Annotated in this window: 21 protein-coding genes; 10 read left to right on the forward strand and 11 right to left on the reverse strand. The window is 39.9% G+C overall.

The features are described from left to right. The first annotated feature begins 51 nt into the window (after window positions 1-51). A complete protein-coding gene (locus tag ACINWC323_RS06995) occupies window positions 52-1,836 on the forward strand; it encodes a terminase large subunit domain-containing protein (RefSeq protein WP_032881580.1) in 1,785 nt (594 codons plus the stop codon). Beyond that, the gene (locus ACINWC323_RS06990; protein WP_009513017.1) at window positions 1,836-2,837 is read left to right on the forward strand and encodes a phage portal protein; all 1,002 of its coding nucleotides are present in this window, start codon (window positions 1,836-1,838) and stop codon (window positions 2,835-2,837) included. The genes ACINWC323_RS06995 and ACINWC323_RS06990 overlap by 1 nt, the downstream gene beginning before the upstream one ends. A 1,170-nt stretch (window positions 2,838-4,007) precedes the next feature. Here ACINWC323_RS06990 and ACINWC323_RS0119195 read toward each other — a convergent pair. Genes ACINWC323_RS0119195 through ACINWC323_RS06975 form a run of 4 tightly spaced genes read right to left on the reverse strand, consistent with a single transcriptional unit; the run spans window position 4,008 to window position 6,160 of the window. Continuing rightward, on the reverse strand, window positions 4,008-4,493 hold the full coding sequence (locus ACINWC323_RS0119195) for an NF045616 family extracytoplasmic (lipo)protein (protein WP_032881582.1): 486 nt from the start codon (window positions 4,491-4,493) through the stop codon (window positions 4,008-4,010). 6 nt (window positions 4,494-4,499) lie between these two features. Further along, window positions 4,500-5,204: a hypothetical protein gene (locus ACINWC323_RS06985; RefSeq protein WP_009513171.1), complete on the reverse strand. Its 705-nt coding sequence runs from the start codon at window positions 5,202-5,204 to the stop codon at window positions 4,500-4,502. Continuing rightward, entirely contained in the window at window positions 5,197-5,712 is a 516-nt protein-coding gene (locus ACINWC323_RS06980) for a PAAR domain-containing protein (protein WP_009513024.1), read from the reverse strand. Before ACINWC323_RS06980 ends, ACINWC323_RS06985 begins: the two co-directional genes overlap by 8 nt. Before the next feature lie 19 nt (window positions 5,713-5,731). Then, a complete protein-coding gene (locus ACINWC323_RS06975) occupies window positions 5,732-6,160 on the reverse strand; it encodes a PAAR domain-containing protein (RefSeq protein ID WP_009513186.1) in 429 nt (142 codons plus the stop codon). A gap of 400 nt (window positions 6,161-6,560) precedes the next feature. Here ACINWC323_RS06975 and ACINWC323_RS06970 point away from each other — a divergent pair, with 400 nt between their 5' ends. The 4 genes from ACINWC323_RS06970 to ACINWC323_RS06955 all read left to right on the forward strand — a co-directional run bounded on the left by ACINWC323_RS06970 (window position 6,561) and on the right by ACINWC323_RS06955 (window position 12,539). After that, entirely contained in the window at window positions 6,561-7,832 is a 1,272-nt protein-coding gene (locus ACINWC323_RS06970) for a sensor histidine kinase (RefSeq protein WP_009513028.1), read from the forward strand. A gap of 48 nt (window positions 7,833-7,880) precedes the next feature. After that, a complete protein-coding gene (gene glnE, locus ACINWC323_RS06965; protein WP_009513094.1) occupies window positions 7,881-10,652 on the forward strand; it encodes a bifunctional [glutamate--ammonia ligase]-adenylyl-L-tyrosine phosphorylase/[glutamate--ammonia-ligase] adenylyltransferase in 2,772 nt (923 codons plus the stop codon). Window positions 10,653-10,682: 30 nt separating this feature from the next. After that, on the forward strand, window positions 10,683-11,609 hold the full coding sequence (locus tag ACINWC323_RS06960) for a branched-chain amino acid transaminase (RefSeq protein ID WP_005226840.1): 927 nt from the start codon (window positions 10,683-10,685) through the stop codon (window positions 11,607-11,609). Between the two features lie 174 nt (window positions 11,610-11,783). Further along, window positions 11,784-12,539: a hypothetical protein gene (locus tag ACINWC323_RS06955; protein WP_005226841.1), complete on the forward strand. Its 756-nt coding sequence runs from the start codon at window positions 11,784-11,786 to the stop codon at window positions 12,537-12,539. Window positions 12,540-12,623: 84 nt separating this feature from the next. Here the strand turns inward: ACINWC323_RS06955 and ACINWC323_RS06950 are convergent, their stop codons facing one another. From ACINWC323_RS06950 to ACINWC323_RS06940, 3 genes are read right to left on the reverse strand one after another with little or no spacing between them, the layout of a single operon-like run. Then, window positions 12,624-13,649: an NAD-dependent epimerase gene (locus tag ACINWC323_RS06950; RefSeq protein WP_009513089.1), complete on the reverse strand. Its 1,026-nt coding sequence runs from the start codon at window positions 13,647-13,649 to the stop codon at window positions 12,624-12,626. Continuing rightward, a complete protein-coding gene (locus tag ACINWC323_RS06945) occupies window positions 13,646-14,815 on the reverse strand; it encodes a nucleotide sugar dehydrogenase (RefSeq protein WP_009513145.1) in 1,170 nt (389 codons plus the stop codon). Before ACINWC323_RS06945 ends, ACINWC323_RS06950 begins: the two co-directional genes overlap by 4 nt. Before the next feature lie 35 nt (window positions 14,816-14,850). Further along, entirely contained in the window at window positions 14,851-15,735 is an 885-nt protein-coding gene (locus tag ACINWC323_RS06940) for an ATP-grasp fold amidoligase family protein (protein ID WP_009513174.1), read from the reverse strand. A 376-nt stretch (window positions 15,736-16,111) separates the two neighbouring features. Here ACINWC323_RS06940 and ACINWC323_RS06935 point away from each other — a divergent pair, with 376 nt between their 5' ends. From ACINWC323_RS06935 to ACINWC323_RS06925, 3 genes are all read left to right on the forward strand, one after another. After that, entirely contained in the window at window positions 16,112-17,110 is a 999-nt protein-coding gene (locus ACINWC323_RS06935) for a stealth family protein (RefSeq protein ID WP_032881583.1), read from the forward strand. A 3-nt stretch (window positions 17,111-17,113) separates the two neighbouring features. Then, entirely contained in the window at window positions 17,114-17,872 is a 759-nt protein-coding gene (locus tag ACINWC323_RS06930) for a glycosyltransferase family 25 protein (RefSeq protein WP_005289053.1), read from the forward strand. Window positions 17,873-17,942: 70 nt separating this feature from the next. Beyond that, entirely contained in the window at window positions 17,943-18,854 is a 912-nt protein-coding gene (locus ACINWC323_RS06925) for a glycosyltransferase family 32 protein (protein WP_032881584.1), read from the forward strand. A gap of 18 nt (window positions 18,855-18,872) precedes the next feature. On the opposite strand, the gene ACINWC323_RS06920 is transcribed toward ACINWC323_RS06925, so the two are convergent. Together ACINWC323_RS06920 and ACINWC323_RS06915 are read right to left on the reverse strand one after the other, a co-directional pair. Further along, on the reverse strand, window positions 18,873-19,769 hold the full coding sequence (locus ACINWC323_RS06920; RefSeq protein ID WP_009513182.1) for a WaaZ-like lipopolysaccharide core biosynthesis protein: 897 nt from the start codon (window positions 19,767-19,769) through the stop codon (window positions 18,873-18,875). Between the two features lie 78 nt (window positions 19,770-19,847). Beyond that, window positions 19,848-20,750: a hypothetical protein gene (locus ACINWC323_RS06915; protein ID WP_009513068.1), complete on the reverse strand. Its 903-nt coding sequence runs from the start codon at window positions 20,748-20,750 to the stop codon at window positions 19,848-19,850. Window positions 20,751-21,909: 1,159 nt separating this feature from the next. Between ACINWC323_RS06915 and ACINWC323_RS06910 the strand changes: the two genes are divergently transcribed. Then, on the forward strand, window positions 21,910-22,707 hold the full coding sequence (locus ACINWC323_RS06910) for a glycosyltransferase family 25 protein (protein ID WP_009513110.1): 798 nt from the start codon (window positions 21,910-21,912) through the stop codon (window positions 22,705-22,707). Window positions 22,708-22,893: 186 nt separating this feature from the next. Here ACINWC323_RS06910 and ACINWC323_RS0119205 read toward each other — a convergent pair whose 3' ends face one another. Further along, window positions 22,894-23,367, reverse strand: coding sequence for a glycosyltransferase family 61 protein (locus ACINWC323_RS0119205; protein WP_249364867.1), 474 nt, complete (start codon window positions 23,365-23,367; stop codon window positions 22,894-22,896). Between the two features lie 39 nt (window positions 23,368-23,406). Further along, window positions 23,407-24,335, reverse strand: a 929-nt coding sequence (locus ACINWC323_RS06905) for an IS5 family transposase (RefSeq protein WP_009509646.1), incomplete at its 5' end; no start/stop codon positions are given.

Below are 24,335 nucleotides of genomic sequence, written 5' to 3' on the forward strand. Positions count from 1 at the left end.
TTACAAGTTCAATCGCATGAATTAGCGGTTCAGCATTGGCTTAATGGGCCAATGAATACAATATCTGAAACTACGCCAATCACATTCGATAACCGCCTCTTAGCAAAGTTTTTATACTGGATGGGGTGGCGAGTCAGCTCGATTGCAGAATACTTAAAAGAAAATGATAAAAATGTCCATGCTTGGAAAGCTCGAGACAAGTGGGAGGAACAGGCACCAGAAGGGAGGGTGGCCCAAGCCCTAGAAGCTCAACTTGTAAAGTTGATCATCTTAGAGAAAAAAACGCCACATGATTTTAAAGAAATTGATCTGCTTATGCGCCAGCTGGAACGTATGGCCAAGATCAATAAATATAACAATGGTGGCAATGAAACGGATCTAAATCCGAATTTAAAAAATAGAAATGCTGGTCCACGTAAGCATTCACAAAAAAATGTCCTGACTGAAGAACAGGTCGATAAACTTTTAGAAGATTTTGATGAAGGATTATTCGAATATCAGAAAGTTTGGTATCGAGCACGTGAACAACGAAATAGAGCATTATTAAAATCACGTCAGATTGGTGCGACATTCTATTTTGCCCGTGAAGCATTAATCAAAGCTGTAACCACTGGCCGAAATCAGATTTTCTTATCAGCTTCTAAAGCACAAGCCCATGGTTTCAGAACATACATTAAAGACTTTGTGCTCAAGTCAATCGGATTGGATCTGCAAGGGGATCCGATCACTTTAACTTTACCAACGAACGAAACAGTTCAGCTTATTTTTCTAAGTACGAATTCTAATACAGCTCAAAGTTATCATGGTGATCTGTATTTTGATGAATTTTTCTGGGTACATGGCTTTGCTAAGCTGAAGAAAGTTGCTTCAGCAATGGCTTCCCAGAAGCAGTACAAACGGACCTATTTTTCAACTCCGTCTAGTAAATCGCATGAAGGTTATCAATTCTGGACAGGCGAAGCTTATAACAAAGGTCGGACGAAGGACCAAAAAGTCGAGATCGATTTAAGCCATGAAAATTTAAGAAATGGCGTTCTTTGTCCGGACAAAATGTGGCGTCATATCGTCAATATTGTTGATGCAGAACGACAAGGCTGTGATCTGTTCGATATTGATGAATTGATAGCAGAAAACAGTACTGAAGAATTTGCAAACTTATACATGTGTGAGTTTGTTGATGATGGCCAAAGTGTTTTCCCATTGCGAGTGATTCAACCATGTATGGTGGATTCATGGGAGTTATGGGCTAATGATTTTAAACCTTTAGCCCTACGTCCTTTTGGCAATAAGCCTGTTTGGGTTGGATATGATCCAGCTGAAAGTGGGGACAGTGCTGGTCTTGTAGTTGTGGCACCACCTGAACCTGGATACAACAAATTTAGATTATTAGAACATCACCAATTCAAAGGGATGGATTTTGCAAGCCAAGCCGAATTCATCAAACGTATTTGCCAAAAATATCGAGTCTCATATATCGGGTTGGATAAGTCTGGAATGGGGACAGGGGTGGCGCAATTAGTCCAAGAGTTCTTCCCGAATTTAACAACATTTACTTATTCCGTTGATGTTAAAACTCAGCTGGTCATGAAAGGTATGGACGTTATTAATAAGGGCCGGTTCGAGTTCGATGCCGGTTATACCGAAATAGCTCATTCATTGATGGCCATTCAAAAAACACTTACGGCTTCACAGAAACAAATGACGTTCCAGGCATCACGTGCTGAAAACATTGGTCACGCTGATTTGGCATTCGCTCTTTTCCACGCCTTCTTTAATGAACCTCTATCACTCAATAACGATGGTAAAACCAAAAAATCCACAATGGAGATTTCTTAATGTCTGACAGTAAAGTCCAGGCTTTTTCCTTTGGAGATCCTGAACCGGTTCTCGATAAACATGACTTTTCTCAATATTACGAGACTTGGTTAAATGGTCGCTATTATGAACCACCAGTCAGTATGAATGGTTTGGCTAAATCTTTTCGGTCAACACCATATCTTTCGACAGCAATCATCTTTAAAAAGAATCAATTAGTGTCATCTTTTAGATCACATCCATTATTTAAATCAGCTGATTTTGAACGAGTTGTTATTGATAATCTTGTGTTTGGTAATGGATACCTACAGCGTATTGATAACCGGTTGAATGATCCAATCAAATACAGTGGCTTGATGGGCAAGTATATGCGGAGAATGAAAGACTCCGACCAGCATCTAATGCTAGTGAGTGGGTATAAAGAGCATGAGTTTGCCAAAGGATCTGTATGTCAGATTAAAACATTGGATGTAGATCAGGAGATCTACGGCACCCCAGAGTACTTATCTGCTTTGCAATCTGCATGGTTAAATGAATCAGCTACTCTGTTCCGTCGCAAATATTATAACAATGGCTCTCATGCCGGTTTCATTCTTTACATGACCGATTCAAGTATTGATGATGATGATGTCGATTCATTGAAACAGGCAATGAAAGATTCACGTGGACCGGGTAACTTTCGAAATTTATTTCTACATGCACCTGGTGGAAAAAAAGATGGACTTCAATTAATTCCAATTAGTGAACTTGCTGCTAAAGATGAATTCCACAATATCAAAGGTATTACACGCGACGATATATTGGCATCTTTTAGAACTCCACCACAGTTACTTGGAATCATCCCATCCAATGCTGGTGGGTTTGGTTCTATTAGTGATGCACGCGAAGCATACTGGTACAACGAAATTGTTCCGGAACAGGTACGCATTGCAAATGTAATCAATGAATGGGCTGGTGATTCAATTGTTCGATTTAAAAATTACTTTGAAGTAAATTATAGTAAAGATAAGCCAGCAAACTAGGGACATATAATGTCACACAAGCTTATAAGTGTGTACCGTAATATGCAAAGCAATCAATGCGATTTACTAGCAGAGATCGACGACAAAGGCAGAGTAGTAAAGGTCTTTGATTATGATGGTACTGAGTTGAAGATCGTACGTGGTAATAAAGTCATAAAAAATGGTAAAGAATGGGACATAAGAGACCCAATAGCCAGATAAATCCAATTGCCCTCATCATGAGGGCATTTTTTTGGCCAAAATTCAGAAAATTGATGATCTTGAATCCAGCCGGGCGGTTGACCCCCCACCTCACCTGGGCAGTAAATGTGTCGATAATTCTACAATTTTTTGAACCACAGATTTTGACATCTCAGCTATGCCACTACTGGTGATGATTACAGAAAATCTAAGCCCAAAACAATCAACAAATTTCTGCAGACTTACCATTAAATTCTACAGAAAAAAGAAGCTGTATTTTTAAGCATGATTAATGGTGATATGAGAAGCCAAATCAGAAAATGAAAAAAAGGTAACAGTAGTAAAAAACACTATATAACTACTTGAAATAAATGAGTAAATACTGTTACTAAGGAAGGTAACATTAGGGAACATTAAAGGTAACAAGATAATTAAATAATTGATAAATATAAATAATATTAGTAACTACCTGTTACCTAAAAACTAGGTAATTTGTTACTTAGAAGTTACCTAAATGTTACCTTTTAAAATCTATTAATAATACTTATAAATCAACTTCTTAATTGTTATTTTCTGAATCTGTTACTTTTGTTACCTGTTTTTTTTGTCATTTGAAATTTTGAATTCTTGTCACTTTTGTCGATCGTTAATAAAAACTTCACCAAAAAATAAATCACGATAAATCGACCTTTTTCCGCCTTTCATCCGCTTAAAATGATTGTAATACACTGTTTTGAAATACTTCTTCGATCCCGACCCTCGGGACCAAGATTCAAAGACCCCAAGCTGGTATTAAAGGCTTGGGGTTTTTTAATGCGCTATAAAAAAGAGCTTTAGAATATTTTTAGAAAAAATCTTTGATAAAAATAGATGTATAGAAATTTTATTTGAAATTACTACAGGAGAGGGGGCATTTTGAAAAAGCGATATGTGCTTCAATTTGGATAGAGTACATCAGGTGGATGTGTACTCTACTAAATTTAAGATCACTTAATTTAATAAACTGATTATCCAATAGTATAGATTTTTTAACTTAGACCAAAGACTATTGCTAGAGTAATCATATTGGTTAGTGCCACAATATATACCTTTGTCAAGGTCTGCTTTAGCTTCTAATAATACAGTTTTTCCTTCAGCAGTCCTATTTATACAAATTCTTTGTGTATATGATTGATTTGTTTCAAGGATAACATCATATGGAAAAGGCTCTTTAAATTCGGAGGATTTAATTTTAATACAGTTCTCTTCAATAATAGGCATTTTAAGATTCAAATAAGTTTTTGAATAAGAATCATGAAAGGTATTAATTCCATCTACTTTTCCCATGTAAATCAATGTAGTATTGTCAGATATTTTATCATAACCTCCTTTTGTAAATACACAGACATCATTGTCTTTAATTTTTACAGATAGGGTGGCATATGGTGAGGCACTGGCAGCACTACTAATAAAAAATAGTAAATATAGCAATTTCATAGAATTTTAACTCCACGGCAATAGTGATTTGTCATTTGGATTTTCTAAAAATTCTTTTAAAGTATATAAAACATAAGGTTCTAGTTTAAGACTAAGTTGATGATGTTTTCTAGTGGGTTTTGCATGTCTTAGAAACTTAGCATCAAAATAAAGCTCTATAATACGTCCCTGTTGTTCATAGTTAAATTCATTAAATTTTTTATATAAGTCTCTACCTCTTAAATCTGTTGCATATGGTGATATATCTTCGCCACTACTTGCATCAGGAGATTTAACAGTTTTAAAATATTCACCACGGCAAACACGTTTTACTTTACTCATACCTTGAAAGCCTAATACATTCTGCCAGACATGTGTAACTTCATGCATAAACCAGTGTTTTAGTTCAGGTCGTGCTATAGTAAAATCAGGATTTTCTAAATAATCTTTTCGAGGAAGAGTAATAATATGACCAAAGGGAGTAATAGCATTTCCAGATAAACTCTGTACAAAACCACCCATAACGATCCAAATTTTTTTATAGTCAATCGAATCTTTAAAGACTGATTTACACATTATAATTTCTCTGTCAGTTAACCTTCTTTTTGCCACAATATTTATTGTTTTTGTTGGTACTGGCCCATTCTTTTTCATTTTATCTAAGGTTTCACTCATTGAAAATATTTTTTCACGAGTATCAATTTCATACTTATTTTTAAAAATATCAGTCATGGTCATGCTCCTCATATATGATATGAATCTGGATTTCTTCCTTATTCTCGCTAGTAATTAAATCTGTAAAGCCATTTGCATCCGTTTTCCCATGAATAATATTTCCACCTTTCTCAATTTCGTAACATACATTACTCAAAGGTTCTCCTGTTAACTCATCTTGCAGTAAGAATCTCTGACCATATTGAAGAGTGGGGGCAAAATTAGAAGTATTTGTATTATTTGATGATTGGCTATAAGAACTTCCACTTTCTCCTACAACATGGGACTGTTGTGGTTGAATAGTCGCTCCACATGTCAATTTATCCCCGACATACGCCACGGGCTTGCCATCAAAAATCACATGATCATGGCTTTTAATCACTGTCGACCAGCATTTGCATTTAGGACAAAAATGCCCATCTCCAGCACGTACAAATAAATTTCCCATTTGAGAACTTGGCATTTGAGTGGCTGGAATGATCCCACCATGATTAGTTGGTGCATTATGAATAGCGAAACCTTTCATTCTAAGCAGCTCTTAAAAATTATTCATGATTTAAAAAGTTTTCAGGTATTGGTTGATCCTTGTAAATTCTAATAGCAATAGTAGTATTTGGGCTTTCAATAATCACATCTCCATTTTCTATGTGACTACCAACTAAAGCAACTGGTGATCCATCAACAATACATGCTGTGCCAGCACCAGAAGTAATTTTGGAGATTGTACCATCTGCATAAATGACTTCATCACCGACACGAGCAATAGGTAACCCACTAAGTTTTACTGTATTAGAAGATGTATTGACTAAGCCACCATTTTGGGATTTTGCCCCATGTACAGCTACATAGTAGATCGTATGAGGTTTGTTGTTCCAGTAGAGTTGTTCAGCATTTGAAATCTGTTGGATATCATTTTCTGAAAGCTTTTCTAATTGCTCAATAGGAAGGTCTTGTAGAAAAATAGGGTTTGTCATTATGGTTCCTGTTTTAATTTTCGGTATAATAATAGCAAAAGCTAATAAAGTTAAAAAATAGATAATATGTAATTAATAAAATTGATGCGTGATAATATTATGTTAATCAGCACCTATTCAATATTTTTTTCCTCCTTTTTGAAAGAGATAATATAATTTTAAATATATAAAGGGTTGTAAATAGAAATGAATTAGACCTATTTTAATTAAATAAGATACAATCCTCACTTTGCAATAACGTTAGATAAGTTGAAATTCAATGAAATTTCACGTTTTGTTGCGAATTGATTAAATCAACAATTGCCTTTTCTGTTAAAGTTTGTTAATACTAAGTGATAGTTTTCACATTTTTTCTATAAAACGTAAAGAACCGTATAACGAAAATATTCGAGAGGCGGGAATGGCGATTCAATTATTAGAACTACAGCAAGCCGAGAAGCTAAGCGCTTGTAAAATCTCTCTTTCTTTGGGGCTAAACTCAGAGCAGAACCTGCTTGAGCAATTTTTACAGTTCAATCGAAAACTCATGCAAGCCAGTACGGCCTTGCTGGCTTTTCATCAGGAACCTTATCTGTGGCATCGTTGCCCTGAAAAATTACAAGCAATAGATACCTCCAAAATTAGCAAAAGCTTAAATACACTTTTCGTCAATGGCGATCTGGTCGACTGTGATCATCCACAATATCAGACCTTATTAGCATTTTTACATCCGATTAAAAAGAAAATCCAGTCAGCGATTGCCTTACATCTCAGGCATCCGGACCAGACTTCACTTGGTTATATCATTCTGTTCGATGAAGCTGCACAAAGCTTTAGTGAGTTACAAAAACAATTGCTGCAAGAGCATTGCATCAACTTCATGCAACAGCTGGAACTGAAATTTAATCACGATGAACTCAAAGAATTATACGAACAAGAAGCCGCACTGAATTTTAGTAAAACCAAATTCTTTTCCATTATTTCCCATGACCTGCGTGCACCATTTCATGGTTTGCTCGGTTTTGCGGAAATATTGGCTAAAGAACGTGACACCCTAGATGAGTCGAGCATCCAGAATATTGCCGATTATCTTTATGATACTTCGCAGTCGACCTATAACCTATTGGAAAGCTTACTGAATTGGGCGATGGCCGAAGGTGGGCGCTTTGTCTACCATCCGATTAACTTCAAGTTGCGCCAGATTACCAATATCGTGACCGATATCCTGAAAACACTAGCAATCAAGAAGAATATTGAACTGATTAATGAAGTCGATGAAAACCTGAAAGTCTATGCCGATATGAACATGATCACCTCGGTGATTCAGAATCTGGTGTCCAATGCCTTGAAATTTACCGATGTGGATGGCTCAGGCAAAGTCTACATTCAGGCACAACATAAAGGTACCTATGTTGAGGTGTATGTCAAAGATACGGGGTTGGGTATGACCCCGGAACAAATCAAGAATTTATTCCAGCCGCGCATTACTATGAGCTATAAAGGCACCGCAGGAGAAAAAGGTGCCGGACTGGGTTTAAGCCTGTGCAAACGCTTTGTGGAAATGAATCTGGGGGAAATCAATGTGACTTCCAATGAAGGGGAAGGCACGGTATTTACGGTACTGCTCCCGATAGAGCGTGAGCAGGTTGATTTGTGTACAACTCAAGCGAAAACCAAAGCAAAATTAGTCTAAAGTGATTTTAAAGATAAGCTTGTAACTGATATAACTAACCAAGATGAGATGACATCAGTCGAGCCTTTTGATATGAATGCGCAACAGCTACAAAAAACCTTGGTCGCAAGCCAATATGCTGAACAGGTTTTAAATTTATACCAAGCAGAATTAGAACAAGATTATCACCAAGATCAATTCCTTGAGTCATTATCGACTGAAACCATCTATCAAAAAGTTCAACAGGCTGTGGCTGAGATCAGCAATGAACAGGCCTGGATGAAAGCCTTGCGTGTGCTGCGTGCCAAGTTGATGTTCCGCTGGATCTGGCAGGATGCCAATCAATTGACCAATGTGGTCACGCTAACCCGTGAACTGTCTGATTTTGCCGATGCCAGTATCTGTGCTGCCAAAGCTTTTGCCTTACCGCCTTTATTGGCCAAACATGGTGAACCGATCAGTTATTCAGGCCAGTTGCAGGATCTGATTGTCATCGGAATGGGCAAGCTGGGTGCACAAGAACTGAATCTGTCCAGTGATATTGATCTGATTTTTGCCTTCGATGAACAGGGCGAAAGCAATGGGCGTAAATGTATTGATGTGCAGCAGTTCTGCATTTTGTGGGGGCAGAAACTGATTTACCTGCTGGATCACATTACTGCTGACGGTTTTGTGTTCCGCGTCGATATGCGCTTGCGTCCGTGGGGCGATGGTTCGGCGTTGGCCATCAGTCATAGTGGACTGGAAAAATATCTGAGCCAGCATGGGCGTGAATGGGAACGCTATGCCTGGATTAAGGCACGCGTAATTACAGGTGGCAAAGCAGGTTCAGAGTTATTGGACATGTCACGTCCGTTCGTATTCCGCCGTTATGTTGATTATTCTGCTTTCGCTGCCATGCGTGAAATGAAGGCGATGATTGAGCGTGAAGTCATGCGCCGTAATATCGAAGAAGATATTAAGCTCGGTGCTGGCGGAATTCGTGAAATTGAATTTATTGTGCAGGTGTTCCAGCTCATCTACGGTGGATCGAAGCGTGAACTGCAAGATCGTCAATGTCTGGTCAATTTACATCATTTAGGTGAAGCGGAGTTACTGGATCAGCAGGCAGTGATTGATCTGGAAGATGCCTATCTGTTTTTAAGACGGGTGGAACATGCGATTCAGGCCTTGAATGATCAGCAGACTCAATCCTTGCCTACCGAACCCGAACTGAGACAGCGGATGCTGGATACCTTGGGCTTTAGTGATTGGGTAGCATTTCTTGAAGTGTTAAACCAGAAGCGCGACAAGGTCAAAGTCCAGTTTAAACAATTGATTCAGGAAAAAGAGTTTGCTGAGCCGGTGGATGATTTTGTCCAGCTTGAACAAAAACTCAATGCGGTACTGGATGACAATGCCAGAAACCTGATCCAGAACTTCTGGCATGGGCAAGCCTTACGTAAAATTCCTGCCAGTGCTTTGGAACGGTTAAAGAAATTCTGGCCGCACTTGATTGAAGCCATTTTACAGTCGGATCAGCCGCAAGTGGCTTTGTTGCGCTTGATGCCATTGGTCGAGTCGGTACTGCGCCGTACCGTGTACTTGGTGATGTTGATGGAAAGCCGCGGTGCCTTGCAGCGACTAGTAAAAATGTCGACCGTTAGCCCATGGATTTGTGAAGAACTGGCGCAGTATCCAGTCTTACTCGATGAATTCCTCTCGATGGATTTTGGTCTGCCACAACGCAAAGACCTCGAAGACTCTTTACGTCAGCAATTACTGCGGATTGAGATTGACCAGGTTGAAGACCAGATGCGGGTATTGCGCTTATTTAAAAAGAGCAATGTCCTGACCGTCGCTGCCAGTGATGTGCTGGCAGAAAGTCCGTTGATGAAAGTATCGGATGCACTGACCGATATTGCTGAGGTGAGTGTACAGGCAACCTTGCGTTTGGCCTATGAAGCGGTCGCAGCACGGCATGGTTATCCTTTGGGGAATGACGGGCAACGTTGTAGTCTGGATCGTAAAGGCTTTGCGGTGATCGCGTATGGAAAATTAGGTGGCATCGAGCTGGGTTATGGTTCAGATCTGGATCTGGTATTTATCCATGCGCTTGAAGAGCAGGGTGAAACCGATGGTCGTAAGGGCATTAGTGGGGCCGAGTTTGCGATTCGGGTGGCACAGAAGTTTATGTCACTGATGACCACGCAAACCCTGGATGGACGTGTTTATGAAATTGATACTCGACTTCGACCTTCGGGTGAAGCCGGCATGCTGGTGACCAGTTTAAAAGCCTATGAACAGTATCAACAGAAAAATGCATGGTTATGGGAACATCAGGCTTTAGTACGAGCCCGTTCGATTGCGGGTGATCAAAGTTTATGCGATCAATTTGAGCAGATCCGCTGCCAAATCCTGACGCAAGTTCGTGATGAAAATGAAGTGCGTGAAGAAGTGTTAAAAATGCGTCAAAAGATGAAAGATCATTTGGGATCATCTTCTGAGCAAAAAAAACATGGTATTTTTCATTTAAAACAGGACTCAGGTGGTATCGTTGATATCGAATTTATGGCACAGTATGTTGTGCTTGCATGGAGTGGGACGAATACAGATCTCGCCCATTTTTCCGATAATGTAAGAATTCTAGAAGATGCTGCTAAAGCAGGCTGCTTATCCAGTGAAGATGCCACAGCATTAATACACGCTTATCTCCGTGAACGAACTGAGAGCCACCGTCTAGCGCTTGCAAATCAATCTATGCAAGTCAATGCTGCGGATTGGCGCGATACCCGGGAGATCGTTTGCAAGTTATGGCAAAGATTAATTGATCCAACTGCGCAAGCATTGGAAAGTGAATAATTGTGTAAAAAAGAAAATGGAGTATGTGCGATGAGTTTGGCTGATCGTGATGGTTTTATTTGGCAAGATGGAAAATTGGTTGATTGGCGTGATGCAAAAATTCACGTCCTGACTCATACACTACACTACAGCATGGGTGTCTTCGAAGGCGTCAGAGCTTATGAAACACCGAATGGTACCGCAATCTTCCGTTTGCAAGATCACACTAAGCGCTTATTAAATTCAGCAAAAATTTATCAAATGAATGTTCCATTTGATCAAGCGACATTAGAACAGGCACAAATCGATGTTGTGCGTGAAAATAAACTGGCGTCTTGCTACTTGCGTCCATTGATCTGGATTGGTTCTGAAAAGCTTGGCATTGCAGCGACAGAAAATACCATTCATGCCGCAGTCGCAGCATGGGGCTGGGGTGCCTACCTCGGTGAAGAAGCCATGGCACGTGGTATTCGTGTAAAAACCTCTTCATTCACGCACCATCATCCGAACGTGACCATGTGTAAAGCAAAAGCATGTGGTAACTATACGGTATCGATTCTGGCGCATCAGGAAGTGGCACGCTCGGGTTATGACGAAGCCATGTTGCTTGACCCGCAAGGCTTTGTTTGCCAAGGTGCAGGCGAGAACGTCTTCCTGATCAAGGATGGTGTGTTACATACCCCTGACCTGGCGGGTGGTGCACTGGAAGGGATTACCCGTCAAACCGTGATTACCATTGCTAAAGACTTGGGCTATGAAGTGGTTGAGCGCCGTATCACCCGTGATGAATTCTACATTGCAGATGAAGCATTCTTTACCGGTACGGCGGCAGAAGTAACACCAATCCGTGAGTATGATGACCGTGAAATCGGTTGTGGTTCACGTGGTCCGATCACCACTGAAATCCAGAAGACGTTCTTTGATGCGGTTCAAGGCCGTAATGACAAATATGCCCACTGGTTAACTTATATCAAATAAGTTCAAAGCAGTGCAAAGGCGGAGCTTCGGCTTCGCTTTTTTATTGACGAATTAATAGTAAAAAAATGCCTAGGCTGTATGCTAAGATGGCACTATATTCAGTGCATATGTCTGAACGTTTTTAAGTTTTATCATAAAGCGGGACAGCATATCTCAAGCAATTAAGGTTATCAGATGGTAGATATTCAACAAGATTCGGCAACTCCTGAAGACAATGTCATTTTGTGTATGAAATGGGGAACCAAATATGGTGCCGAGTACGTTAACCGTCTCTATAACATGGTCAAACGTCATCTGACGTTGCCATTTAAAATGGTCTGCCTGACGGACCGTACCGAAGGTATTGACCCTGCTATCCAATGTTTCCCGATTCCATCGCTGGATCTGCCGGCAGGCAGCCCTGAACGCGGCTGGAATAAACTTTCAACCTTTGAACCTGATTTGTATGGTTTAAAAGGCAATGCGTTGTTTATCGATCTGGACGTGGTCATTGTCGATAATATTGATTGCTTCTTTCAAGCCGAAGGTGAGTTTCTGGTGATTCATGACTGGAAACGTCCGTGGCGGATTACCGGCAATAGCTCGGTTTATCGTTTTAAACTGGGTGCTTTCCCTGACGTCCTGCCATATTTCCGCGAGCACTTTGATGAAATCCGCGAGAAGTTCCGTAACGAGCAGGAATATCTGTCTTGGTTTATGCATAAAGAAGGCAAGCTCAGCTATTGGGATAAAGACTGGTGCAAGAGTTATAAATACCATTGCTTAAGAAAAGTTCCTTTTGCTTACTTCCAGCCACCAGTAAAGCCGAAAGGCGCAAAAATTATTATTTTCCATGGTGAGATCAATCCACCTGACGCGATCAGCGGTGGTGGTGGTAAATGGTATCGCTATGTGTTGCCATCCGACTGGATCAAAGAGTCTTGGCAGTAAGTCTAGTACGGGTCATTTCTAAAGCAGGGATGACAAGCATAAAAAAATCAGGCGATTTGCCTGATTTTTTTTGTATTTAGGGATTTAGATATTGTGATACTGGCGATACCAGTCCACAAAGTTTTTCACGCCATCCACAACTGAAGTTGCTGGCTTGTAGTTAACATAGTTTTCCAGTGCTGAACTATCGGCAAAGGTATCTGGCACATCACCAGGCTGTAGCGGAAGCAGTTCTAAAATCGCTTCTTTACCCGCAGCTTGTTCAATGGCCTGAATATATTCAATCAGCTTCACGGTACGATTGTTGCCAATATTAAAGATTCTAAACGGGGCATTGCTGGTCGCAGGGTTCGGATGGTTGCTGTCCCAGTTTTCATCCGGTGTCGCGATCTTGTCACTGGTGCGGATAATACCTTCTACAATATCATCGATATAGGTGAAATCACGGGTATGGTTGCCATGATTAAACACTGGAATCGGTTTGCCTTCAAAAATATGCTTGGTGAACTTGAACAAGGCCATATCCGGGCGTGTCCACGGTCCATAGACGGTAAAGAAACGTAGACCTGTGGTCGGGAGTTTAAATAAATGGCTGTAGCTATGCGCCATCAGCTCATTGGCACGCTTGGTTGCTGCATAGAATTGTAGCGGATGGTCAACGCCGTGCTGTTCGCTAAAGGGCATGGTGGTGTTGGCGCCATAGACACTGCTGGTACTGGCATAGGTCAGGTGAGGCGTTGCTGCGTAGCGGCATGCTTCCAAGATATTGGTAAAGGCAATCAGGTTGCTTTCCACATAACTATGCGGATTTTCCAGCGAATAACGCACGCCGGCCTGTGCCGCCAAATGAATCACACGGTCAAAAGCATGTTCTTTAAAACACTGATCCACCGCTGCTTTATTGGCAAGGTTTTCCCTGATCAGGGTAAAACTACCTGTATCACTCTTTTCAGCCACTTGCTGTAATTGCTGGGCACGTGCCTCTTTCAGGGATGGATTATAATAATTATTAAAATTATCAAAACCGACTACATCATCACCGCGTTCAAGCAGTTTTTGTGCAACACTAAAGCCGATGAATCCAGCAGCGCCTGTGACTAGAACTTTCATTCATCGCCTCCAAAAATATCTCGGGTATAAACTTTATCTTGTACATCTAGTAAGTCATTCGATAGGCGATTGGCAATAATCACATCACATGATTGCTTGAATTCGTTTAGATCCTGGGTAACTTTCGATTTAAAGAAGCTATCTTCATGAAAGGTCGGTTCATAAATGATGATTTCAATGCCTTTGGCTTTCAGGCGTTTCATCACCCCTTGAATCGCCGAGGCACGGTAATTGTCCGATCCGCTTTTCATCACCAGACGATAAATACCGACCGTACTCGGGTTTCTGGCGATAATCGAATCGGCAATAAAATCTTTACGGGTACGGTTGGCATCGACAATCGCCTTGATCAGGTTGCTTGGCACATTGTTATAGTTGGCCAATAACTGTTTGGTATCTTTTGGCAGGCAATAACCGCCGTAGCCAAACGAGGGATTGTTATAATGACTGCCAATACGCGGATCAAGACACACGCCTTCAATCACTTGCTTGCTGTCCAGTCCGAAGCTTTGTGCATAAGTGTCCAGTTCATTGAAGAAGGCTACCCGCATCGCCAGATAGGTATTGGCAAACAGCTTAATCGCTTCAGCTTCAGTTGAATGGGTCAGCAATACCGGGATATCCTGCTTGAGTGCACCTTCTACAAGTAAATCTGCAAATTGCTGGGCACGTTCAGACTGCTCTCCCACAATGATACGGGATGGGTAGAGGTTGTCGTGCAAGGCTTTGCCTTCACGTAAAAATTCAGGCGAAAAAATAATGTTTTCGGTCTGGAATTTCTGTTTGACTTGCTCGGTGAAACCCACAGGAACCGTTGACTTGACGATCATGGTCGCGTTTGGGTTAATGGCCAGTACATCCTGAATCACACTCTCAACACTTTGGGTATTAAAGTAATTGGTCTGTGGGTCGTAATCGGTGGGCGTGGCAATAATAATAAAATCAGCAGCTTGAAAAGCCTGCTGCTGATCTGTGGTCGCTGTAAAATTAAGTTGTTTTTCTTTTAAGAACAGGGAAATATCATGATCTTGAATCGGTGATACCTTGTTGTTCAGTAAATCTACTTTACTTTGTAGGATATCAAGGGCAACGGTTTCATGGTGTTGTGCAAATAGCATTGCATTTGACAACCCGACATACCCAGTTCCAGCAATCGCTATTTTCATAAGTACCTAACAGATTCGACATACATGATGGACGGTTAATAGGATAACCACAGTGAACCGAGTTTTAAATCCCATTCTACCGGTGTAATGACCATTCGTCCTGCATTTGGGGTGAGGGTAATTTCACTGAAGTAAACGTGATCCTGAGATAATAAGAAATCTACTCGACTATAACCATACGCAAAACAGAGTTTTTCTGACAATTCAATAATTTTTTCCAACTGTTGAGGTTTGGCTAAAGCATCGGGTGAGTTATCTTTCAGATCGACACGAAATGGCTGTAAGTTCCATTCAGTATCATACATGTTTGAATAGTCATTACCTTGGGTATCTTGTACATCAATTTCCAGATACTCTGGACGGCCTTCAAAGCAGTGTACCCGGCATGTGGTAATGGTGGATTTGCTGACAGGATCAACATAGAGTTCTACATATTGTTCAATCAGAATTTTGGGGCAAATATCTTTGTAGTGCCACTCACGTTTTCTGAAATACATGTTCTTTTTCATGTGATCTTTGATTTTAGCCTTGGCCGTGGTGACATCAAGTTTGCTTTTATCACGGCAAATCTTGGCACTGCCACTGTCATGCGTACATTTCAACACAAACTGATTCGGTAGTTGCTCAAAATCGATTTCATCAGCACAGGCATAGATGCCAAGCAGAGGAACCAAATAGTCATTTCCTACTTTTGCTGAAATTAAATCTCTGACGGCACATTTATCTGCCAGCTTGGTCAGTAACGGACTTCTTTCATAGATCATGCGCGCCGTAACTTTTTCATTAAAGCTTTTGGGTGCGCCAAAGTCAGGCGCATAGCCCAACTTACACATAAAACGTTTAGTGAGATACTTTTTATCTGAAACAAATTTAGTTCTAATTACTTTGGCTTGATATTCAAAATAGTCATAGTTAATCATTTTAAAAAAAGGTGTAATCCCGAAAAAGTAATCGATAATTATAGTAAATATGCTTAAATTCGTCTAATAAAAATATACAGATTTTCTTTACTATCTTATTCCAAAAGGTTTGATTTTGTTAAGGATTGTGAGATTTAAGCTTGGATTCATAGATAGGGAAAATACGATAAACACATGATGGAACGATACGATGTAAAACAATAAAATACTCAATAAATATAATATATTGATTTATATGAAATGATTCATCTTTTAGCATCAAAGGCTATTACCAAAAGAGGCTGACGTTAAACAGATCAGTGGTGTTATCATAGGCCATTAAATTAAACATCTTTAGCCGTATTTTCGTGCTTTCTAATTGTTTCAGAGTGAATTGATGAGTGAAATGATGCAACCGGTTGATGTGGTGATTGCCTGGGTAGATGGTAATGATCCAAAATTAAAGCAAAAACGCCTACAGTATCAGGGCAAAACACAGGCCTCTGATGCAGTAAGTGACACCCGCTTTGCCAGTAACCATGAAATTTACTATAACGTTGCATCTATTTTAAAGTACGTTCCATTTTGCCGTCATATTTACATTGTGACCGATGCGCAGCAACCGCAATGGATTGATGACTTTGTCAAGGATGGCATTTGTGAAGCCGGCAAGATCCGGATTGTGGATCACCGTGAAATTTTTGCCGGTTATGAACAATATTTACCCACCTTCAACACCCGTTCGATTGAAACCATGCTGTGGAATATCCAGGGGTTATCAGATTACTTTTTCTATTTGAATGACGATTTTTTCTTTAATGCGCCGGCGCAGTTAGAGGATATTATTGTCGAACAGAAAATGGTGATTTATGGTCATTGGCAAAGTAGTTTTGCGCTTAAGGCCAAGCTCTGGTACCGCCAATTGTTAAATCAGTATTTTGCCAAGCCGATTCAACCCAAACATATGATTGCGCAAATGTTGGGGGCGGATATGCTTGGATTTAAAAAGTTTTTTGAGATTCACCATTATCCGCATGCAGTGGATCGTAACATTCTGCAAGACTATTTGCTTGCGCATCCGGAGTTTCTGGAAAAACAGATTCAGTATAAATTTCGCAGTGTCGAGCAGATTAACCCGATTTCATTGATGAATCATTTAAAGATTAAGCATAATGAAGCGGTATTAAAACCTGATCTTGAGATTGCTTATTTAAAGAATGAAAGTAGTTTAAATAGCTTCTTGCACAGCCTGAACAATGCGCAGATCAAATATGGCTGCATGCAAAGTCTGGATCAGTTGAGCGATGCTGCAGCACAGCAGATTTATACGGCTTTAAATCAGAAATTGGCGGGCTACTTACCCCACGTTTTATTGGCGCAAACAGCCGAAGGATAAAGAATGAAAGTTGTAACTTATCTGATTAACCTGGATGGTAGTGATCAACGTCTGGCGAGTGCAACCGCACAGTTGCAGCAACAAGATTGGCCATTTATTCGTTTTTCTGCCTACGATGGCCGTGGCAAAGCGCTGTCTGAGTTTAAACAATATGATGATGCCGAGGCACAACGCATTTTAGGACGTAGCCTGATCAACTCCGAGCTTGGGTGTTATCTGAGCCATTATGGTTGTGTGGAAAAATTCCTTCAGACAGATGCCGATTATCTGGTGGTGCTGGAAGATGATATTCAGGTTCTACCGAACTTTAAAAATAATCTGCAATCACTGCTGAACTATCTGGATCAACATAAAGAGTTGGACTGGTATGTGGTGAATCTGGCGGCGAAAAAGAAGAAGCTTGCCAAAGATATCGTACAGATCGAGCAATATAACTTATGGCATGCCTACTATTTCCCGATCCGGGGTGTGGGGCTGGTCTGGTCGAGAAAAGGTGCTGAGGAGTTTGTCAAACTTGGCAAAGAGATTCATGTGCCTGTCGATATCTTCTTTCAGGGTTGGCTCAGTAAAAATGGCAAAGGACTTGGGGTCTGGCAGCCGTTCGTGAAACCTGCGGGTCTGGATAGTGATATTCTGGGCACGGTTGCAACACAGGGCATTCAGCGTAAGGATCTGGAAAAGCGTGATGCCTCGCATGGCTTAAAAAAACAGAAACGTATGTGGCGTGATCGCTTTTACGCATTCAAGCATCTTTATTTTTAATTAATATTGTCCGGTCAAATCACCTGAGTAAAAAGCTGAGGTGATTTGAAGATATGGCTGAGTAACCTGTATGAAAATATTTAAAAAAATATTCTATCTCTTGAAGTTCTATACCTTGTATTCGAACCAGAAGAGAGGGGTGAATCCAGCCATCGACAATGAAGCAGACTTGATCGTCCTTAATCCGACCACTCCTGATGCGGTCATCCCCAAGAAAATCTGGATGTATTGGGAAGGTGCACTGGCCGGATTTGTGGAAAAATGTGTGGAACAGGTCAAAAAGACCAATCCGGATTATGAAGTCCATTTTCTTACGCCAGATACCGTCGAAAACTTCTGTGATATTGATTTTGGTCGCTTCCCTAAGGCAACACCGCAACAAAAGGCCGATCTGCTCCGTTTTGAACTGATTTATCAATATGGCGGAATCTGGTTAGATGCCAGTACTATTGTGTACGAGAATCTGGACTGGATTCAGGCATTGGTCAAAAAGACTCAGACCCATAGCTTTGCTTATTATCGGGCCAAGAATACCACCATCAAAACCTTTCCTGTTTTAGAAAACTGGTTATTGGCAAGTGCAGCAAAAAATCCATTTTTCAAGTACTGGTTTGATGAGCTGGTGACTGCGATTGAATTAAGCCCAAAAGCTTATCTGCAAAAATTGAAAGAAACTGAACCCAATTATCAGGACTTGTTTCAGCATATTGGTCGTCTAGAGTATCTGGTGGCGTATGTGGCCTGTCAGAAGGTAATGCGTCAGCATTTGCCTAGTATGTGCCTCATTAACTGCGATAAAAATGCACTGTATTTTCAGGTGAAACACCAATGGGTCAAAGAGAAAGTACTGATTGATATGGCAATTCATCACCCGCCTGCTGAAATGCCAAAGCTGATCAAGCTCGCAGGCAAGGAGAGAAAAACCCTGAGCCATTATTATGAAAAAGGGATGTATCTGGAAGATTCATTACTCGATATCTAAATCAGAGGCGGTTAAGGGCTAAAGCAATGTTTTCGGATCAATCTTCTCAAAGGCTTGAACTGCACTGCTTTGAGATAGATTAAACACATGAATTCCTTTTTGATGAAATAGTGCTGCAGCGACATCAAAGGCTTGGAATACTTCATTGACATGACGATTTAAAGTCGTCGGTTGTTGATGCTCATGATTTTCATAGAAACGGGGTTGTGTGAAATTGTTCATATCCAGACCCGCAATATAAATTTCTTTATAACTTAGGGTATAGATCACCTGAAGAGCCACATACGCGACCGTAAAATAGTCGAAAGTTCCCTTGAAGATATCTTGTGAAAAGCCAAAACCCTTCTGGATAAAAAAGTCCTGTTCATTTTGATCAAAATGTTTGGCACGATCTAAAAAAAATTCAATGACATTATCTGTAATGGTTTCAATGATCTTGATCTGACAGCGGATCTCTTCTATCCGAACTTGTCTGAGAATCATATCTAGACAACGGGGTGTGGTGAAAAAGGTGCAGTCTGTATTCAGGACTTTGCGAACCAAATCAAAGCGACAGTCAACAAAGTTATGGTCAATAATGATGTAGCTGGAAAATGTGATCGACTCAAATGCGATAGCGCCGTTGACCCCAATATAGTCTATGTCTGGGCGATGCAGAATTTCGGGATCGAGTTGCTGAATAGAAGGACCAGCCGCCACCAGCATACATTTCTTGTGGTTTATCTGTTGTGGGGCAAGATTATTAGAAACCAGTTGTTTTTTATAATAAATCCGTTCAATGCGATAGTGCTGGTCTCTTGTTACAGTATAAAGCGGCCAGTAACGACGGTTATGTTTTGCTGCTTTAGGAAAGAAAATTTTATAAATTAATTTATAAATACTTCTGGAAATTGAACCTGAGAAGAAGTGAACCATTTAAACGGACCATTTATAAAATATCGTCAATAACAATGGAACCAGATGCTCGCAGGAGACAGTCCAGTTCCATGTATATTAGTCATCTAAAGAAAAACTTTTCTTTTTAAACTTGGCTTTTAAATTATGCAGAGAACGGGCGAACCAGTTTTTATCTTCAGGGCGGGTCACTTTGTTTCCACGATAATGAATTTGAGTGGCTTTAGAAAAGTCACCAAAAGGTTCAATCTGGTAATTTTCCGGACGATAGCCTGCTGCTAATGCTTCTTCATAATACTGGTCAAAGAGTTGCGTCAGGTCACTTCTTGGATGAGGCATGATTTTACCGTCAAACCAGTGTTTTTGACCTGCAGCTTCTAAGCGCGGTAAAGAATATTTATGGCTGAACTGAGTGCCCATATCTGAATAATGTAGAATTTTGATCTGATCAATCGCTAATTCTTCGCCATCAATATTATTGTATGAATCTTGATAAGGCTGAACCAGTTTTGGCTTATCTTTTAATAAGCGCATCAGTTTTTTGTGGCTTTCCGGATCTGCCTGTATGTCTTTTAATGGCGGTAAGTAGGCTTTCGCCTTTTCGCAATCCCATACACAGGTGCACAGTCGGGCCGAGTTTTTGCCACCTTTGGCAATCACCAGGGCATCATCTTGCTTGGGATGTGCCCATAACTCTGCAATATCACATAACACCACCACATCCGCATCCATATAAATGGCACGGCCCTGAAAATTACATGACTCTGGAATTGCCCATCTAAACCCTGAAAAAGGGGTCGCCCAATGCTCAGTGTGCCAGCCTTCACCCGTCTGTTGATTGGTATACCATGGACTGTTTGGGTCGTGGCTGAGCTGCATCCATATGATTTCAACGGGATGTTTGGTATGCTTGCGGACACTATAGTCCAGTACCATCATTTGTTCTAGATCACAGTTATTGGGATCGCAACCGACAAAAATTTTAATTGTGGAGTTAGACATTCCTAGCTTCCATCTTTAAGGCTGTATTCATAATTATAGTCTAAAAAGAGTGACGATTTTTGAAAAATTTCTCAGGTCGTGATGGATTTATAACGTGTTTATTTCAGGCAATGCAGTGATAACAAATACATTTATTGAAAAAACAAAAAAAGATTGCCAGTGCTGAAATTGTTTCTTTTGATATATTTGATACTTTGTTATTACGTCCATATCTCTCCTCGTGATTTCTTACACATTGAAATTGACCAATGTCTGAAGGGGTTTCTTTTGCATGAAGAGAAGCAGGGTTGAGCGTCTGAAAGAAAAATCCTGATAAACAGGAGAAAAGCTGACTCAGGTACAGATGAGTATGTAATTAAAGAAAATTATACCCAAATTGCAAATGGGGCTGAAATTTTCTATGCCGATCTTAAAGCTATTTTTGGTCAAACACCTGTTTATATAGAAAGACAGGAACTTATCCGTTGGATAAATATCTTTTGTGATCATCCTAACAGTCATGACATCAAACAAATGACCAAGATCAAATTGGCTGTCGATCGATGCATCACATGATCGTAGTATGCCTTTATTCTCGATGCAAACTTCATGCCTGGACTTTTTTAAACAACCCAAGGTGACCTTGAATGCGTTAAAGAACATCGCTTGGAGAACACCTTTACAGACCTTGATTTTACATATACTTCGACCTATCAAAGTAAAAAGAAAACCAGCGAAACAACTTAAAATCAGTTTTTTCCCCTACCTTAAAGTGCAATATTTTGTGTGGACATTTTCATTGTTTAAGCGGCTTTCTTGCCAACTGAGTTTAGGTGACGATAAGAAACATAGTTCTTGGCATTGGAGTTTTTACTAATCCCTTTAGCAGGGGATGAGTGTTTAAAATAGAGCGTTTAATTTTGATCAGTATTTTGTTTAAAAAAACATAGGTTGAGTAATCTTAGTATGAGAGAGTGAAAATTAATGTTTTTAAGTGTTTGAATTTAATTGCATTGTTGAGTATGCCTTTGCAGAAAAATCAGATTTCTAAATTAAATATTATTTTTTATCCTATATTTAAAAGATTTTATCTGATCTCGATTTATACTTATCTGAAATAATGTACAACATAATCAAAAACAAGTATTCTTAGCGCCTACAGGCATGTGGCCTAATTTGTATGAATTATTACTATTCCGATATGAAAAAGTTTGTTGTAAGTCTCTCAAGCGCAATCGAGCGTCGTAAACATATTTCAGCTCAATTTGAGAAACAGGGCATCGAATTTAGCTTTTTCGATGCTGTGACACCTGATATTGCAGCTTCAGATGCGCAATTAATGAAACTCAACGTGCATGAAAATCATATTGCTCGGGGAGAGCTGGCCTGTTTCATGAGTCATGTCCACTTATGGAAAAAAATTGTTGAAGATAATATTGCTTATATGGCGATCTTCGAAGACGATATTCATCTCGGTGAAAATGCAAATGTCTTTTTAAATCAATCAGATTGGATTGAAAAAGATTGGCATTTAGTCAAATTAGAAGCTTTTACCCCTAAAGTGATACTTGGACCTAAATATAAGGATTTCCCTCAGGAAGGTCGCGAGATCTATAAATTAACCGGCAAGAACTTGGGTACAGCAGGTTATATCCTTTCACGGAAAGGGGCAGAATTTCTATTAAATGAAATTAAGAAAATGGATTATATTATACCATTAGATAATTTTATGTTTGAATATGCTGTTAAAAATCATAATTTTATGATGTATCAAATGCAACCAGCGTTATGTATTCAAGACACGATCTTGCATTATCGTTCGACCAGTATTCAGTTCAAAAGCCAGTTGACCTCAGAAAGAAAGAAAAGAATGCACGCAAATAAAGCCAGTGGCTTACAAAAAGTATTGGTTGAGTTGACGCGAATTGTCGCACAGTTAAAAATGTTCTTTTTGGCGCGTCGGGTAACATATAAATAACTTTAATACACTGCTTAGCCATAACAGTTCTTAAGTATGTGATACTCATGAGACAACCAGCTTATCGACTTAGCTGATCAGCTGGTTAAGTTAAATTTTTAATATTTAACAAGCAATAGGCTAAGCCTATATGTCTCTCAAGATCCTTTCAAGGATGGTCAGGCATGCCTAGATAATGATCTAGGCTCAGCAGTCAAAATTTTTATAAAGTTTTTTGATTTCTTCAAGATCCAAATAATAGGAACTATGAATATCATTCGGATTGTCTGATGAAGTGGTAATGAATTTAAGATCACAATCATTCAATGTGGCTAAGGTAGAGAAAATAGAAAATTTTGCTAGATGGTTGGGTAACCAGCTAATTGCTTTACAGCCAGAAGAACAGAAAATGATATTCGACCATGCCGCCCCACTCGGACCAACGATAAACTCTGCATTATTAAAGATAGCAACCTGTTCATTAAAATCATAATCCTCCAAATAAAGAGGTGTGAAGTTTAAATTTTTGAAATATATTAAAATTTCTTCTTGGTTATAGCCTCTAGCAGCAGTCTCTTTTCTAGCCAAAAAGATTTTTTTAGGAAAATCCTTTGTTTGGCATGTATTGGATTCTAAGATTATTTCTCGTATTTCTTTAATCAGTGTACGGCTTTGTTGCACAAAGATTTGAAAGGCAAAGCGCCCCTAATTGAGCCAAATTTAAGGCGTAACTTGGGTAAGTGGTCGACCTAATTCCGTAAATCTGTTGAGGACTGCTACACGTGCATGAACCTCATTGACTTGGCTATCAAAGCTCCTTGCACTGAGTTTATCTCTTAATAATTTGATGCAGTGCATTTTAGTCTCAACCAAACTTCGGCGATGATAGCCTGACCATTTTTTCCATAGTGTCCTACCTAAACGTTTAATTGTTCGAAGTAATTCATTTCGCTCTAGCGAGCTACTCTTTGTATCTTTCCATGGTTTCGCATTTTTTCTAGGTGGAATCACCGCATGTGCTTGCCGATCTGCAATGACCTGACGGCATTGCTTGGTGTCATAAGCTCCATCGGTATAAACAGAGTCAATCTGCTCATCTTGTGGAATCTGATTAAGTAAATCACCAAGCACCTGTGAATCACAGACATTATTGGTTGTGAGCTGAATAGCGCGTATTTGTAGGGTTTTGGCATCTATACCAATATGTAGTTTACGCCATTGGCGACGATATTCAGCTCCATGTTTCTTGCGTTTCCATTCGCCCTCACCTAGAAACTTCATCCCTGTAGAGTCTACGAGTAGATGCAGCCCATCGCTACTTTTTTGGTAGCTGATTGCAATATCAATATGCTTTTGTCTTCTACAAAGCGTACTGTAATCTGGTGCGGTCCAATTTAATCCGCAAAGTTTAATCAGACTTTGCACAAAGCCAGTGACCATACGTAAAGATAGACGGAATAAGGATTTAATCATTAAGCAGCATTGGATGGCTGCGTCGGAGTAGGTTTGATTTCGCCCTTGTTTGCCTTTTGATGGAGCATACCATTGCGTAGCAGGATCAAACCAAAGGGCAATATTTCCGCGATTAATGAGTGCTCGGTTATATGCGGGCCAATTGGTTGTGCGGTAGATTTTGTGTGTAGGCTTCT

The organism is Acinetobacter sp. WC-323 (genome assembly GCF_000314615.1).
GTDB lineage: Bacteria > Pseudomonadota > Gammaproteobacteria > Pseudomonadales > Moraxellaceae > Acinetobacter > Acinetobacter courvalinii.

Bases quoted from the DNA above. Each gene is read 5' to 3' on its own strand.
- ACINWC323_RS06995 (WP_032881580.1), top strand. From the start codon at position 52: ATGAATACAATATCTGAAACTACGCCAATCACATTCGATAACCGCCTC.
- ACINWC323_RS06990 (WP_009513017.1), top strand. From the start codon at position 1,836: ATGTCTGACAGTAAAGTCCAGGCTTTTTCCTTTGGAGATCCTGAACCG.
- ACINWC323_RS0119195 (WP_032881582.1), bottom strand. From the start codon at position 4,493: ATGAAATTGCTATATTTACTATTTTTTATTAGTAGTGCTGCCAGTGCC.
- ACINWC323_RS06985 (WP_009513171.1), bottom strand. From the start codon at position 5,204: ATGACTGATATTTTTAAAAATAAGTATGAAATTGATACTCGTGAAAAA.
- ACINWC323_RS06980 (WP_009513024.1), bottom strand. From the start codon at position 5,712: ATGAAAGGTTTCGCTATTCATAATGCACCAACTAATCATGGTGGGATC.
- ACINWC323_RS06975 (WP_009513186.1), bottom strand. From the start codon at position 6,160: ATGACAAACCCTATTTTTCTACAAGACCTTCCTATTGAGCAATTAGAA.
- ACINWC323_RS06970 (WP_009513028.1), top strand. From the start codon at position 6,561: ATGGCGATTCAATTATTAGAACTACAGCAAGCCGAGAAGCTAAGCGCT.
- glnE (WP_009513094.1), top strand. From the start codon at position 7,881: ATGACATCAGTCGAGCCTTTTGATATGAATGCGCAACAGCTACAAAAA.
- ACINWC323_RS06960 (WP_005226840.1), top strand. From the start codon at position 10,683: ATGAGTTTGGCTGATCGTGATGGTTTTATTTGGCAAGATGGAAAATTG.
- ACINWC323_RS06955 (WP_005226841.1), top strand. From the start codon at position 11,784: ATGGTAGATATTCAACAAGATTCGGCAACTCCTGAAGACAATGTCATT.
- ACINWC323_RS06950 (WP_009513089.1), bottom strand. From the start codon at position 13,649: ATGAAAGTTCTAGTCACAGGCGCTGCTGGATTCATCGGCTTTAGTGTT.
- ACINWC323_RS06945 (WP_009513145.1), bottom strand. From the start codon at position 14,815: ATGAAAATAGCGATTGCTGGAACTGGGTATGTCGGGTTGTCAAATGCA.
- ACINWC323_RS06940 (WP_009513174.1), bottom strand. From the start codon at position 15,735: ATGATTAACTATGACTATTTTGAATATCAAGCCAAAGTAATTAGAACT.
- ACINWC323_RS06935 (WP_032881583.1), top strand. From the start codon at position 16,112: ATGAGTGAAATGATGCAACCGGTTGATGTGGTGATTGCCTGGGTAGAT.
- ACINWC323_RS06930 (WP_005289053.1), top strand. From the start codon at position 17,114: ATGAAAGTTGTAACTTATCTGATTAACCTGGATGGTAGTGATCAACGT.
- ACINWC323_RS06925 (WP_032881584.1), top strand. From the start codon at position 17,943: ATGAAAATATTTAAAAAAATATTCTATCTCTTGAAGTTCTATACCTTG.
- ACINWC323_RS06920 (WP_009513182.1), bottom strand. From the start codon at position 19,769: ATGGTTCACTTCTTCTCAGGTTCAATTTCCAGAAGTATTTATAAATTA.
- ACINWC323_RS06915 (WP_009513068.1), bottom strand. From the start codon at position 20,750: ATGTCTAACTCCACAATTAAAATTTTTGTCGGTTGCGATCCCAATAAC.
- ACINWC323_RS06910 (WP_009513110.1), top strand. From the start codon at position 21,910: ATGAATTATTACTATTCCGATATGAAAAAGTTTGTTGTAAGTCTCTCA.